14 protein-coding genes are annotated in these 14,359 nt (G+C 51.0%); 3 read left to right on the top strand and 11 right to left on the bottom strand.

The genetic code is table 11. The features are described 5' to 3' along the window. Positions 1–20 precede the first annotated feature (20 nt). From GWC94_RS01105 to GWC94_RS01095, 3 genes are all read right to left on the bottom strand, one after another. On the bottom strand, positions 21–737 hold the full coding sequence (locus tag GWC94_RS01105; RefSeq protein WP_161833159.1) for a LytR/AlgR family response regulator transcription factor: 717 nt from the start codon (positions 735–737) through the stop codon (positions 21–23). After that, entirely contained in the window at positions 734–1,801 is a 1,068-nt protein-coding gene (locus GWC94_RS16965; RefSeq protein ID WP_161833158.1) for a sensor histidine kinase, read from the bottom strand. Before GWC94_RS16965 ends, GWC94_RS01105 begins: the two co-directional genes overlap by 4 nt. 116 nt (positions 1,802–1,917) lie before the next feature. Next, positions 1,918–4,374, bottom strand: a complete 2,457-nt coding sequence (locus tag GWC94_RS01095; RefSeq protein ID WP_161833157.1) for an outer membrane beta-barrel protein — start codon at positions 4,372–4,374, stop codon at positions 1,918–1,920. Between the two features lie 163 nt (positions 4,375–4,537). Here GWC94_RS01095 and GWC94_RS01090 point away from each other — a divergent pair, with 163 nt between their 5' ends. Both GWC94_RS01090 and GWC94_RS01085 read left to right on the top strand, forming a co-directional pair. After that, the gene (locus GWC94_RS01090) at positions 4,538–5,971 is read left to right on the top strand and encodes a DUF3943 domain-containing protein (protein ID WP_161833156.1); all 1,434 of its coding nucleotides are present in this window, start codon (positions 4,538–4,540) and stop codon (positions 5,969–5,971) included. A gap of 237 nt (positions 5,972–6,208) precedes the next feature. Next, positions 6,209–7,375 (top strand): phospholipase D-like domain-containing protein, encoded by a 1,167-nt coding sequence (locus GWC94_RS01085; protein WP_161833155.1) that lies wholly within the window; start codon positions 6,209–6,211, stop codon positions 7,373–7,375. A 51-nt stretch (positions 7,376–7,426) separates the two neighbouring features. Here GWC94_RS01085 and GWC94_RS01080 read toward each other — a convergent pair whose 3' ends face one another. From GWC94_RS01080 to GWC94_RS01050, 7 genes are all read right to left on the bottom strand, one after another. Beyond that, positions 7,427–8,731: a Gfo/Idh/MocA family protein gene (locus GWC94_RS01080; RefSeq protein WP_161833154.1), complete on the bottom strand. Its 1,305-nt coding sequence runs from the start codon at positions 8,729–8,731 to the stop codon at positions 7,427–7,429. A 63-nt stretch (positions 8,732–8,794) separates the two neighbouring features. After that, positions 8,795–9,199, bottom strand: a complete 405-nt coding sequence (locus GWC94_RS01075; protein WP_161833153.1) for a DoxX family protein — start codon at positions 9,197–9,199, stop codon at positions 8,795–8,797. 13 nt (positions 9,200–9,212) lie between these two features. Beyond that, the gene (locus GWC94_RS01070; protein WP_161833152.1) at positions 9,213–9,584 is read right to left on the bottom strand and encodes a VOC family protein; all 372 of its coding nucleotides are present in this window, start codon (positions 9,582–9,584) and stop codon (positions 9,213–9,215) included. 57 nt (positions 9,585–9,641) lie between these two features. After that, positions 9,642–10,109 carry an SRPBCC family protein gene (locus GWC94_RS01065; protein WP_161833151.1) on the bottom strand — a complete coding sequence of 156 codons (468 nt, stop codon included), beginning with the start codon at positions 10,107–10,109 and terminating at the stop codon, positions 9,642–9,644. Then, positions 10,078–10,455, bottom strand: a complete 378-nt coding sequence (locus tag GWC94_RS01060) for an ArsR/SmtB family transcription factor (RefSeq protein WP_161833150.1) — start codon at positions 10,453–10,455, stop codon at positions 10,078–10,080. Before GWC94_RS01060 ends, GWC94_RS01065 begins: the two co-directional genes overlap by 32 nt. A gap of 71 nt (positions 10,456–10,526) precedes the next feature. Then, positions 10,527–10,739: a hypothetical protein gene (locus tag GWC94_RS01055; RefSeq protein WP_161833149.1), complete on the bottom strand. Its 213-nt coding sequence runs from the start codon at positions 10,737–10,739 to the stop codon at positions 10,527–10,529. A gap of 108 nt (positions 10,740–10,847) precedes the next feature. Continuing rightward, the gene (locus tag GWC94_RS01050; protein WP_161833148.1) at positions 10,848–11,276 is read right to left on the bottom strand and encodes a VOC family protein; all 429 of its coding nucleotides are present in this window, start codon (positions 11,274–11,276) and stop codon (positions 10,848–10,850) included. 285 nt (positions 11,277–11,561) lie between these two features. Here GWC94_RS01050 and GWC94_RS01045 point away from each other — a divergent pair, with 285 nt between their 5' ends. Beyond that, complete coding sequence (locus GWC94_RS01045; protein WP_161833147.1) at positions 11,562–12,539, top strand: GlxA family transcriptional regulator; 978 nt, start codon at positions 11,562–11,564, stop codon at positions 12,537–12,539. A 163-nt stretch (positions 12,540–12,702) separates the two neighbouring features. Here GWC94_RS01045 and GWC94_RS01040 read toward each other — a convergent pair whose 3' ends face one another. Continuing rightward, positions 12,703–14,328 (bottom strand): TldD/PmbA family protein, encoded by a 1,626-nt coding sequence (locus GWC94_RS01040; protein ID WP_161833146.1) that lies wholly within the window; start codon positions 14,326–14,328, stop codon positions 12,703–12,705. Positions 14,329–14,359: the final 31 nt, after the last annotated feature.

Raw genomic sequence — 14,359 nt, 5'->3', positions numbered from 1 at the left:
AAAACGCCCATTGCAATTGCTTAAATTATATTACCACCTATCACACGCATCAGCTCGGCCTTATAGTTTTCGCCGATCAGTATTTCCGTGTCTACATCCTTCAGATGAATGGTATTGCCCTCGATGCCGGTGATATTGTTAATGGGAATGATAAAGGATTTGTGCACACGCATAAACCTGTCGGCGGGCAGGTGCTCCTCGATCTCTTTCATACTGGCGTACACCAGTATTTTCTGTTTGCCGCAGGCAAATGCCACATAATTCTTCATGCCTTCGATATAGCCGATCTCGGCAAAACTGATCCGCTGCAGTTTACCCCTGGTGCCTGTCTTAACAAAAATATGGTCCGGTGCCGGGATAACCTCCGCCGCTTCCTTTTTGTCACCGATACGGGCTGCTGCCTTTTGTACGGCCTGCAAAAAACGCGGGAGGCGAATGGGTTTTACGAGATAGTCCACCACATCCAGGTCGTATCCTTTCAGCGCAAACTCACTGTACGCCGTGGTAAGGATCACCTGTGATTTGCCGTTGATGGCGTGGATAAAATCCATCCCCGACAGCTCCGGCATCTGCACGTCCAGGAACACCAGCTGTATATCGTCTTCCGAAACCATCTTCAGGGCTCCGAGGGGGTTTGTGAATGTGCCGGCCAGCTGCAGCAGCGGCGACTGGCTTACATAGGTAACCAGTACATCGATAGCGGGTTGTTCATCGTCGACAATGATACACCGGATCATAGCGGGTCAATGGTTAATTCTGTGGTATAGAACTCGGCTTCATCATGCACCTTATACAGGAAATTCTTTCCGTACACAATATCCAGTCTCCGCAGTATATTCTGTAAACCGATACCGGTTGAAATCTCCTTGAAGCCCGGGTTCTTTTTATTACGGCAGTAAAAATACAAATGCTTTCCCTCTGTTTTAATACGGATGATGATCGGGTGTTCCCTGCTCCTGAGGTCGCCGTGTTTGAATGCATTTTCAACGATGGTGATCAGCACAAAAGGAACGATCATGGCGCCGCCCACCTCGCCTTCCACCTGGAACTGTACGTTCAGGTTATTGCTGAAACGGAGCTGGTTAATGCGTATCACATTGCCCAGGTGTTCTATCTCATCGCGCAGCAGCGCTTTCTCGTCCTTACCGCCCTCGTTGAGTGCATAACGCATGATATCGGACAGGCAGAGGATGCCTTCGGAAAGTTCCTCGCTCAGCGGCAATGCCTTGGCATAAAAAAAATTCAGTGTATTGTGCAGGAAATGCGGGTTGATCTGGGCCTTGAGAAAATTAAAGTTCGCCTGGGTGTTCTGCATTTCCAGTTCCATTTTCTGCTTCTCCAGCACTTTACGCTGTTTGGCTTCGTCACGCAAACTGGTAAGGTAGGCGATCAGCATCGAAATACCCGTCATCAGCGTGCTGGTAACGATGATCGAGAATGTCATAAGACCCACCGTCAGCTGCGGCATTTTATCCATCTTCCGGCTTACCATGAATGTGGCGATATTGTATCCTGCATAGGCCAGCAGGGCCAGCACCGTTACCGGTATGTATTTGGTAAACGGTTTTCTGCCGCTCACCAGCGTATAGAACCTGTTGACGGTAATGTAATAGAACACCGACATAAAACCGAAAACCCCAAGATGCGAGAACAGCGAGTACCAGCTGATGTATTTTTTGATACCCCCCGCTTCATTGGGCACCAGCAGCAATGCCAGGAACTGCAGTATGATGAGGAAAACGCAGGCTATCGCCGTTACCGTCATTACCTGCCTGAATGAATATCTTTTCTCAAGTGCCACCGGGATGTTTTTATAAAAATAAGGAATATGACCCGCCATAACCGACTAAAAAATCCGTGTAACCATGCGCATACTGCATCAGGCTACACGGATCGATCGTTACCGGAAACGGGTAATTACTGTCCTACGCTGATACCTCCGCCGCCGGATGATACACGTTTGTTCTCGTCTTCAGAACCGCTGTTGCGCTGGCGTGCGGCTTTTACACCGTTGTTACCAAAACGATAGCTGAAGTTGATACGGAACTGGCGTGTTTCGCCCTGCTGTACCAGGTCGGTATGCTGTCCGGAGAAATTGATTCCCCCGCGGAATTTCAATGTATTGAACACATCGCTTACGGCGATCTTCACAGAACCTTTGCCGCCCAGCACCTGTTTGGAAAGACCCGTGCTGATGCTGTACAGCGATTTACCTTCGAAGCTTCCCATATACACGGTTGGTGCATTATAGAAGGCTGTGAGTTCCGCCATCCATGTTTTGCCAAAGCGCAGGCTGTTCTGCAACACCGCATTCAGGCCAAAGGCATTCAGGTCAACCACACGACCCTTGCCGTAATCTGCCTTATAGAACGAATAGTTGCTGTTTACACTGCTGAACAGGCTGTAGTTACCCTTCTGAAAAGGATAGCTGATGCCCAGGCTGATGATATCCTGCGTGGCCAGGTTCTGCTTGGTTACAAAAGCCTGCGATTTATTGGCCGTATCAAACAGCATGGTGAACAGATCTTTTACATGGCTGTAGCTGAGCGTGGATACCAGTTTGCCTTTGAACACATTGGTTACGCTGAACGCATCCGTATACTGCGGGCGCAGGTTGATATTGCCTTTCTGCGAAGTGTATTCATCCAGTTTGTTCTCAAAAGGATTCAGGTCCTGGTAGGCCGGCCGGTCTATACGACGGCTGTATGCCAAAGTCCACTGGTTCATCGGGTTCTTGATAAAGCTGACCGACGCACTCGGGAACAGGTCGGTATAATGCCTGCTGAAGCTTGAATCGTAATTCAGATAAGTGCCGCCCGCATTCTTCAAACCGGTTGAACGGCCATCTGTATTGGTATTCTCCACACGAACACCCACCTGTACCATCACGGTTTTAAACGGATGTGCATAGCTCAGGTAAGCGGCGTTGATGTTTTCCTTGTAGCGGAAACGGTTGCTCCGGTCTCTATCCAGCTGTTTGCTGCTGTTGATGACATCGTAACGCTGAAAATCGTTATCGGTATGAACAAAAGACGTTTTACCGCCAAAACTCAGTTTGCCTTTCTTCAGGTTCTTATCCCAGTCGGCCTTCAGCGAGTTGATCTCCACATCGGAAGGTGTCATCATCTGGTAAATCACGCTGTTGAGCAGGGCATTGGTGGAAGGGTTCAGGTAATAGTTGGGCTGAAACTGGTTGCCATCGATACGATAATTGCCATGATCCGCATTCAGTGCAAACACGTTGCCGTTTGTATTGGTATAGGTGTAGTTCAGGTTTTCGTTCAGGTTGTTGCGTACACCGGTGCTCCTGTTTTCGGCAACCAGTATGCGGTTCACCACCCCGGTGGGGATATAGGAAATAGGCGTGGTGCTCCGGCTTTCAAAAGTAGGATCGGTGAACGAACCGTTGACCATCACGCCCAGTATGCTTTTCTTGCTAAGGGTATAGTCCATACCCGCTTTTACGTTATGTGTTTTCATGTTCATCAGAATATGGTTCTTCTGGTCAAACAGTGAATCCACCACCGTTCTGCGCAAAGACATATTCTGTTCGTTGATACCCGAGTTGTAGCTGTAGTTGCCAAAGATGTTCAGCCTGGCATCGCGGTAGTTGAGTGAAAGACCCGCGTTGTATTTGGCATAGGTGGCTATGCTCCAGCCCGCATTTACGGTGCCATTGGTACCCAGTGATTTGTTTTTTTTCAGTTTGATATTGATGATGCCCGCATTACCCGCCGCTTCGTAACGGGCCGATGGGCTGGTGATCAGCTCGATGGATTCGATCTGGCTCGATTGCAGTGTTTTCAGATAATTGGCAAGATCCTGTCCGGCCAGCGGCGACGGTCTGCCGTCGATATATACCTGAACGCCCGATTTACCGGCCAGGCCCAGGTTATCGTCTTTATCCACCGTAACGCCGGGCGATTTGCGCAGCAGCTCCATGGCATCCGAGCCAATGGCGTTGATGGTAGACTCCACATTGACCACCATCTTGTCTGCTTTCACTTCCACCAGCGGCTTACGCGCGGTAACCGTTACATTACCCAGGTTGCTGGTCAGCCTGGCGAGCTGCATCTCGGGCAGCCGGCTGTCTGCTCCATTTGCCGCAAATGGCGCTGAAAAACCTGTCTGTAAACCGGTATAAGCTGCACTGACACGGTAATTGCCGGCAGTAATACTGTTGAACTGGTATTCACCCTTCTCGGAGCTGACCGCAAATTTCACTACAGCGGAATCTTTTGCACGGAGCAGCGAGATGGTAGCGCCTGCAACAGGCTTGCCGGCATCGTCTTTTACCAGGCCGGAGGCCGACTGGGCAAAAACGCCCGGTATAAACAGTGTCTGGAGTAACAGGATGGTCAGAAGTTTTGGCATAAATCGGATATTTAAGGTGTTTTTGATCATTTGATAGGTCAAACTTAGACCGGTGCCGGGGCCTGGTACAGAAAATTATACGAAACGGGTTATTGCCGATACGAGAGGGGTATACCCGCCTTGCGGGCGTGGATGCAGGCATGAATTTTTTATGTCTTGCAGCATGATCGCGTTTTTACGCCAACACTTACATAGGGGCTTTACCGGAAAATACCTGGTGGTATTGTTACTGCTTCTGGCAGCAGACAGCATCCATGCCCAGGTGCCGGATCATAACCAGCCCTTCAGCCCGGACAGCATCAAGATCAGGAACCGGCGTGTTATGACACCGCAGAAACGTTTTGGCAGGTCCATGATCGAGCTGGGACTGTCCGAATCGCTGGTATGGGGTTACGACCGCTACCTGAAAAAAGCCGACTGGGCCTATATCAATTTCCAGACGATGGCCTCCCACCTGTCGCCCAAAAGCTGGGAATGGGACAATGATCCTTTTCCCACCAACCAGATCGGGCACCCCTTTCATGGCAGCATCTTTTACAACAGTTTCCGTTCAAACGGCTATAATTTCTGGCAATCCATGCCGGCCGCTTTTGCAGGAAGCTATCTGTGGGAAACCTTTTCCGAAACCCAGCCACCTGCGCCCAACGATTTTATCAATACCAGTTTCGGCGGGATCATACTGGGCGAAGTGACGCATCGCCTCGCTGAAAAAATACACAACAGCCGGCGACGCGGGTTTGCCAAAAAAGCGGGTGAGGTGTTTGCCACGCTGATTAACCCGATGGACGGGCTGAACCGCGTACTCGACGGTAAATGGGGCAGTTCGCCTACGGCCGAGCAGAAACAGGAGCTGCCGCCGCTTACCATGGCCATGGAGCTGGGTCTGCGGAAATTCAATGTAAACGATAACAAGATCCTGGAAAAAGGCAAGTTCGGCGTGTTCGGCAGGCTTACGCTGAACTATGGCTCGCCGGGTGTGGACTATAAAACACCTTTCAGCAATTTTTCGATCGTAACAGAATTCGGGCAGGATGATTCCTCGCTGCTGAACGTGGTAAGCGTACAGGCATCCGTAACCGGCTGGAAGCTGAACATGCTGAACAATGCGCATTTTGCCATGGTAACCGCCAACTACGATTATATCAGGAACGAGGCATTCTTCTACAGCGCCGAAGCGGTAAAGATGAACCTGCTTACGGAATACAATCTCGGCCGGCGGAAAAAACTGAACACCTATTTCGGTCTCGGGCCAATCCTGTTATCGGCCATTCCCAATCCGCACAAAGATTATTATGGGCGCAATTACGATTACGGCACGGGTCTGGCTTTTCATGTGGGGGGCATTCTCAATTTCAACAACCGCTTTTATTACAACCTGCGTTACCGCGGCGGGTGGAGTTATACCATCAACGGCGGCAGATCGGATTATTACCTGAGCGCCTTCACCAATGAACTCGGCTGGCAGTTTGGCAAATACTGGGGTATCAGCGCCGAATCGGGCTTCTTTAAACTAAGGGGTTTTTACACGGATCACGGGGATATGATCAGGAGTTACCCTTACCTGCGGCTCACCTTAAAATGCACGGCGCCAATATAATGCCATTACATCAGGATGCCAGTCCCCGGTTGAGACAGTCAGCCGGTTGCATACCTGTAAAACACGTTTGCCGGGCAGGTTCTTTTGTTTTCGAAAAATATTTGCGCCTAACTTTAAGGTTGATGACATCACTACTGAAGGCAGGGCCAAGGTTATACCGCGCTGAAACAACCGGCGGATGAAGCGATACAATAATACCCCTGACGGAAAAGCTCCCAAAATCCAATCATTCCCCGCATGAGGCAACCGGTCACAACATATACTTCGGGAAACAAAGTATCGCTGATAAAAGGAGGCAAACCTTATTTCGATGCCTTGCTGCAACTGATCAGCGAAGCAAGGTGGATCATTCATGTGCAGGTATATATTTTTGGCGATGACGAAACAGGGCACAGAATCGCGCATGCTTTGAAAGAAGCGGTGCAGCGCAAAGTGATCGTGTACCTGCTGGTGGATGGGTATGCCTCACAGCATCTGTCGAAAACATTTATCCACGATCTTGAGCAGGCGGGTATTTCGTTCCGTTTTTTTGAACCGCTGTTCAGGAGCAAACATTTTTATTTCGGAAGAAGGATGCACCATAAGGTAGTGGTGGCCGATGCGCGGCGCGCACTGGTAGGCGGTATTAATATCGCCGACAGGTACAACGATGTACAGGGTATTCCCGCCTGGCTTGATTTTGCGGTCGATGTGCAGGGCACCATTGCAAAAGAACTGCATATGCTCTGCTGGAAGACCTGGAACGGCTTTCTCGCCAAAAAAGATAAGGGACTGTACCTTAACCAACCCCCGCCCGAAATACCCGAACCCGAACGCACAGCTATCCGCATGCGCCGCAACGACTGGGTGCGCAACAAACTGCAGGTCTCCTCCAGCTATATAGAACTGCTGAAACAGTCCCGGCACGATGTGGTGATCCTCTGCAGTTATTTTTTGCCGGGTAAACTGATCAGGCGGCAGATACGCAAGGCGCTGATGCGGGGTGTACGCATTCGTGTGATCGCCGCCGGTGTGTCGGATGTGGTGCTGGCCAAGGAAGCGGAGAGATGGCTGTATGATTGGATGCTGCGCAACGGTGTGCAGTTGTACGAATACCAGAAAACCGTACTGCATGGCAAACTTGCAGTATGCGACGACAGGTGGATGACGATCGGCTCCTACAATGTGAACGATATCAGCGCCTATGCCAGTATAGAATTGAACCTGGACATACGCAACGACGATTTTACCCGTAACACAAGAGAAATCCTCGAGACGATCATCCGCGAAGACTGTGTGGAAGTAACCGCCGAATACCACAAAAAAACCGGGAACCTGTTCAAACAGCTCTACCGCTGGTTCTCGTACCAGTTTATCAGGGTCGTGCTGTTTTTGTTCACCTTCTATTTCAGGAAGGAAGCGTGAAGCGTGAGTTGTGAGTCGGCAATTGGCAATCGCAAATCGACCATCATTCTTCTACCGCAGCTTCCAGCCACTATGCATTTTCGGTGTAAGGAGCAGGTTGGCTTCGGTGTCGTTTTTGAATTTTTCCTTCTGCGGATCCCATTCCAGCGGGCGCCTGAGCCAGTAAGCGATATTGGCCAGCGCGCATACGCTGCTGGTACGGTGACCTGTTTCCACATCGGCTATGGGCTGTTTGCCGGTTTTGATCGCATCCAGCCAGTCCTGGTAATGATTGGCACTGTTGTACACCCGTTTTGCATCGGGCGCCAGTGTGGCTGTGGCAATATTGGCCGGGTTACTGTCGAGGAATTCGCGGCTTACATCGATGGTGCCTTTTTCGCCGATAAAACGGACAGCATATTTCCTGCCGAAATCAACATGCTTCATCACAATGCCGTTCGCATAGGTCATGGTAAGACCTTTTACCGCATTGTCTTTGGGCGCATCGAATTTTATAGGGCCGCTGCTGTCCATATCCAGCGCCCACTGCACGATATCGAACATATGTGCACCCCAGTCGCTCAGAATACCGCCGCCGTATTCTTTGTAGTTGCGCCAGTGCGGGTAGATATCCTGTTCAATGGGTGGCGACAGTTCGGTATGGTAAGGGCCGTGTACGGAAGGACCGCACCATCCGTTCCAGTTAAGGTAATCGGGAACGGGCATACCCGGAAGATCGAAGGGAACCGCGGGATCGCCCACGGTAACCAGCACTTCCTTTACTTCGCCGATATAGCCATTGCGTACCAGTTCCACGGCCGTGCGGAATTTATCCCAGGAACGCTGCATGCTTCCCGTCTGCAGGATCACTTTGTTCCGCTTCATGGCATTGACCATTGCGCGACCCTCGCCCACACTGTGCGCCATCGGTTTTTCACAATACACGTGTTTGCCGGCATTGGCCGCCATAACAGCCATTACGGCATGCCAGTGATCGGGTGTGGCAATCACCACGGCGTCGATGTCTTTGCGCTGTATCAGTTCCCTGAAATCGGGATAGGGTGAGAATGGTTTGTACTGCAGTTTGTTTTCTTTCTGTGCAGCCAGTTTTTCGGCATGCTTATGAAACGCCTGCAGTTTTTTACTGTCAACATCCGATGCAGCCAGTACAACGGTCTGCGTATTCTTATGGAAATAATCCAGCAGGATATTACCCTGTTTACCGGTGCCGATAAAACCCAGCGTAAGCATATCGCTGGGCGCGGTATAACCGCGACCCATTACAAACCTGGGAATAATGGTAAATGCCACAGCAGCCCGCAGGCCCTGTTTCATAAATTGCCGGCGGGTGTTGAGGGGCAACTGTTTTTTTTGCATGGTGCAATCGGATTGAAAATGTGCTAATGCTTCAAATTAGCACATTTTCATTTCCGATGCCAATTAATTCTTGAATACCAGCCTGTCAACAGAATACCTGCCGCCGCCGGTGACGATCACCACCAGGCTCAGCAAAAGAAAGACAAAGGGCAGTTCCTTCACAGAAAATTCGGCGTCCTTAAGCGCCACGAAATAGGCAACAAACATGGTAATCAGGATGGGCACCGCGGCAAACCTTGTGAGGAAACCGATCAGTACCAGGAAAGAGCAGAAGAACTCCGCGAAGATCACCAGGTGAAAAGACAGTCTGGCGCCGATACCGATAATGTCTGTGAACTGCGGAAGAATCGTATGGTAGTTAACGATCTTGCCGTAACCATGGTACATCATCATACCACCCAGTATTAACCTGATCAGCAGGATAGCGCCGTCGTTGCCCCAGGAATAGGAGCTGAGGATTTTTTTCATACTATGCTTGGGTTTATTGTTGAAATACACCGAGAATATTCCCTGCCGGATCGCTGAACCTTGCGGTAATCTCCGGCGCATCCATCCCCACCGGCTGTACGATCTGCCCGCCATTGGCAACGATCCGTTCCAGCGTTGTGTCCATATCGTCCACCATAATGTACACCAGGATACCCGGACCGGCATTGGCCGTAAAACGCTGTGTCCAGATACCGCTTACCTCTCCCACGCCGTCATCAAAAGCCAGCGCACCATCGCCGCGTTCGCGTGTTTCCCACCCGAATACCGCATGGTAAAATTCGGCTGATGCCTGTATGTTTTCCGCAGGCAGCTCAAGGTAACAGATCTTGCCGTTACCCAGGGTGGGATGTTTGTCGGAATGCATTCTCAGGATTTGTATTTGATGTACACCAATTTCATACCAGCAAACCGGTTACTGCGGTCAAACAGTTGCAAGATAGGCTTCAAGCCTGTCCATGGTCTGTTTGTTGCCTTCGATGGCGCCGTATTCCCTCACTACAAAATCCCTGGCGGCGGCTGTTGCAAACAGCATACGCATGGTAAGCAGGGTCTGCGCTCCCCTGTCTTCAAATTCAACCGTTACCTCAAAACCGTTCGGGTCGCCGGGTTCGTCGGAGCCATGCCACCAGCTGAGTTTCTCAGGTGCAATCACCTCGCGGTAAAGGATGGTGTTGGGATAGTCCCTGCCGTCGGGCCCGTGCATCGTCAGCAGCCATTTACCGCCGGGTGCAACCTGCATTTCGTGGATGGTATTGGTAAACCCCTCGGGGCCCCACCATTTGGCCACATGCTCCGGACTGGTCCATACTTTAAATACCAGTTCGCGCGGGGCGTTCAGCAGGCGTGAAAACCGCAGCTCACGGTCTGCGTTTGGATCCTGGTTTGCCATGTTTTTTCTTTTTTTTGCCGGTGGCCGACAGGTTTTCAGACTGTAATTCGTCAAGATAGGCTTCGAGTGCATCGAGGCGTTTGTTCCAGAAAGCGCGGTATTGCCCTACCCAGTCGGACACTTCGCTGAGTTGGGACAGTTTGGCCTCGCAATACCGCTCCCTTCCCTGCTGTTTGATGACCACCAGACCGCATTCCGTCAAAATCTTCATGTGTTTGTACACCGCCGCACGGGTTACGTCAAACCGTTCAGATACGGTGTTCACATTCAGCGGCTGCCGGGCGATCATGCCCAGTATCTCCCGGCGGGTGGGGTCTGCTATGGCCTGGAAAACGTCTCTTCGCATAAAATGAAACCAAAAGGTTTCACGAATTTAGGAAACCTTTTGGTTTCACAAAAATTCCGGTAAACTTTTTTTTACCAGTCCAGCACACAGCAGGCAAACCCCTGGTCGGCCAGCAGCCGTATCACCGTTTCCGCACAAACGGCTTCCGCTTCCACCCGCAGCACCCTGTCGCAATCCTGCAGATCCACACTGATACGCCCGCCCGGAAAATGCCGCACCAGCAAACCGGCTATATGGCTTGCCTGGGCGGAGGAGCTGATATCGGTTTTGAATACTTCGATCATGGGGAGTGGGAACGGGTGAACAGATGAGCAGGGAACAAGGAGCAGATGAACAAGGAATGGAGATCGGGGAGGAATCAGGCGGTTTTGTTTGGGCTGCGCCTTGTTCTGTTATTCATTTTTGGGGCTGCTGGCCCTGTCGTAGTTCAGCATCCAGCGGATACCGAACCTGTCGTTGAATACACCAAAGATGGCGCCCCAGCATTCTGTGCGCAACTGGTGGATCACCTGTCCGCCATCGGATAGTTTTGTGTAAAAATCGCTGATCTCTTTTTCGCTGCTGCAGCTAAGACTCAGCGCCATATTGTTTCCCTGGTAAAAGCCATCGGGCCCCGTCATATCCGACCCCATCAGCAGCAGGCAGTTCTTCTGCAAAGTGCCGTGCAATATATAATGTCCCATGGCAGAGGGGCACTGGCTTTCCATGGCCGAGCCTTCAACGGTTTGCAGGGTAAGCTCCGCGCCGAGGCATTCCCTGTAAAACTCCATGGCTTCCCGGCATCTGCCGTTAAAATTCAGGTAGGCGCTGATATAGGTCATACAGAACATTTAGACTGTAAAACTACCCGCACCCTGCCTGTTCCAACGGGTGCAAAACCGGCAATTAAAGGGGTTGATTGCGACAGGCGGGGTGATTACATTTGTGGAGGATTAGCGGATTATCGGATTATGGGTTGGCGGATTGGGGAGATAAGATCGGGAGGAAAACGGGGAGTTTCGCAGAGCATACCCGGTCAGCAACTGATTCGACTCTTGCATGCACCAGGCCGGCGTCAAAAAAAATCCAATAATCCGCTAATCCATCAACCTCTCTAACCTGATTTTATGAAACAAGTAACGATCCTGGTACCTGAATCGGCCGTACTGGCCAGCGTGGATGATCCGAGGCATTTGTTTGCCGTGGTAAACGGTCTGCTGAAAGAAGCGGGCAAAGAACCGCTGTTCAAAGTGCAGATGGCGGGAATGACGCGTGAAGTAAAACTGCACGACGAACGCTATACGGTGCATACAGACATACTGGTCAAAGACATCCGGCAGACCGATATCATTTTTGTGCCGGCGCTGGCGGGTAATATGGAAAAAGCGCTGGAAAAAAACAGTGCGCTGATGCCATGGCTTGTCAGACAATACGAGCAGGGAACCGAGATCGTAAGCCTTTGCGTGGGTGCTTTCCTGCTGGCTTCAACAGGATTGCTCGACGGCAAGAAATGCTCTACCCACTGGAAGCATGCCAATACCTTCCGCGCCATGTTTCCACAGGTGAACCTCGTAGACGACAGGATCATTACAGAAGAAGAAGGCCTGTACTCGAGCGGCGGCGCCACTTCTTACTGGAACCTGTTGCTGTACCTGGTTGAAAAATATGTTGACAGACCTACGGCCATTCATGTGGCCAAGATCTTTGCCATTGAGCCGGACCGCGTATCGCAATCGCCTTTTATGATCTTCAACACGCAGATCAAACACAACGATGAACCGGTGCGCATCGCGCAGGAATTCATCGAAAAGAATTTCGAGGAAAAGATCACGGTGGCGCAGCTGGCCGCCATGGTATCGATCGGCAGAAGGAATTTCGAGCGTCGGTTCAAGAAAGCCACGTCCAACACGGTGGTGGAATACATGCAGCGTGTAAAGATCGAAGCGGCGAAAAAGAATTTTGAAACCAGCAGGAAGAATGTGAATGAAGTGATGTATGATGTGGGATATTCGGATGTCAAAGCCTTCCGCACCATTTTCCGGAAAGTGACAGGGCTCTCTCCTATCGAATACCGGAACCGGTATCACAAGGATGCCATTGCGTGAATGTATAGCGGAATGCACTGGGGTGTGGAGTTTTTTTAACACAGAGACACCGAGATACAGAGGAACACGGAGGGGACTCTGTGCAACCCTGTGCCTCCGTGTCTCTGTGTTGAACCCGTGTCTCCGTTCACCTCTGTGTCCATCTCCATTCAACTCTGTGCCCCTATATCTTCCTCCCCGTATTAATTACATTCACACCATTGAACCTTGTTGTCGGACATCCATGCGATACGGCGCTTACCTGTGAGGGCTGTCCCTTGCCATCTGAGAAAGAACCACCGAGACGGTAATCGCTTTTATCGCAGATAGCGCCCACGGAGTTCCAGAATTCCTGGGTATTGGACTGGTAAGCCACATCTTTCAGCATACCGGTTATCTGCCCGTTCTTTATTTCGTAACAAAGCTGTGCGCCAAACTGGAAGTTATAGCGCTGCTGGTCTATCGAATACGAGCTTCGGCCCAGCATATAAATACCTTTTTCCACGCCTTTGATCATATCCATCGCGCTCATTTTTTCCCTGCCGGCCTGCAGCGAAACATTCGGCATGCGCTGAAACTGGATGCTGTCCCAGTTATCGGCATAAGAACAACCCTGTGATTGTTTCAGGGCGAGTATATGTGCCTGGTCGCGCGTGGCCTGGTAGTTCACCAGAACGCCGTTACGGATGATATCCCATTCGCCGGTTTTCACGCCTTCGTCGTCGTAGCCCGTTGCGCCCAGGGAACCGGGTTCTGTTTTGTCTGCCACAAAGTTCACGAGTTTGTTACCGAAATTGAACTGCCCTGTCTTCCATTTATCGAGGGTGGCAAAACTGGTTCCCGCATAGTTGGCTTCGTAACCGAGCACACGGTCGAGTTCGGTGGGATGACCCACGGATTCGTGTATGGTAAGGAATAACTGGCTGGGATCAATCACCAGGTCGTATTTACCCGGTTCCACGGGCCGCGCCTTAAGTTTTTCCGCGGCCTGTTCCGTTGCCAGCCGTACGTCTTCGAGGATATGATACCTGTTTCGATACAGGGGAAAATGCGCCTGCACTTCTTCGCTTTTATCGGGCAACAGGTATTCGTATCCCATACCGCGCGGGGCGCTCAATGCATTGCGCGTTTCAAAACGGCCGGTTGTACGATCAATTTTGGTAACGGTGAAAGTTGGCCAGAGGCGGTGGATATCCTGGTCGATATACGATCCTTCGGTGGACGCAAAATATTTCTGTTCGTTCACCAGGAACAACTGCGAGTTGATGAAATTGGCGCCGTTGGTAAGCGCCAGGTTGTTTACACCCAGCAGCAGGTCTATTTTCTCCTGGATCGATACTTCGAATGCATTTTTGATGATCGGCGTTTTCCAGTTTACTTCTCCATACCCTTTTTGCGGGGCCAGTTGCACCGGTTCGCTCATCAGTTTGGCGTTGGCCCTGGCAACGCGCACGGCCAGCTCTGCGGTTTTGGCAATGCTGTCTGTGGTGAGGTTGTTGGTAGCTGCAAATCCCCAGCAGCCATTCACGATCACGCGCACGCCCATTCCGTAGGATTCGGTGTTGCTGATGTTCTGCACCTGTTTTTCCCGGGCAGCCACTACCTGGTTAAGATAGCGGCCGATTCGCACATCCACATACGTGGCGCCTTTTGATTTTGCCGAATTCAAAGCGGTATCGGCCATGCGTTTTTTGAGGACCGTATCCACAGGTATGAGTGCTTCTTCTATACTGACGGAACGGCCAAAGGCGGGCATCGCCGCGGCGCCCAGGCCCATACCGGTAAGATGAATAAAATCTCTTCTTTTCATGTTATCAATTTATGACAGAGAAAATGCAGTT

Origin of the sequence: Sediminibacterium soli (genome assembly GCF_009939225.1) — a bacterium.
Taxonomy (GTDB): Bacteria; Bacteroidota; Bacteroidia; order Chitinophagales; family Chitinophagaceae; genus Sediminibacterium; species Sediminibacterium soli.
This window is presented reverse-complemented; position numbering and strand designations above follow the sequence as displayed.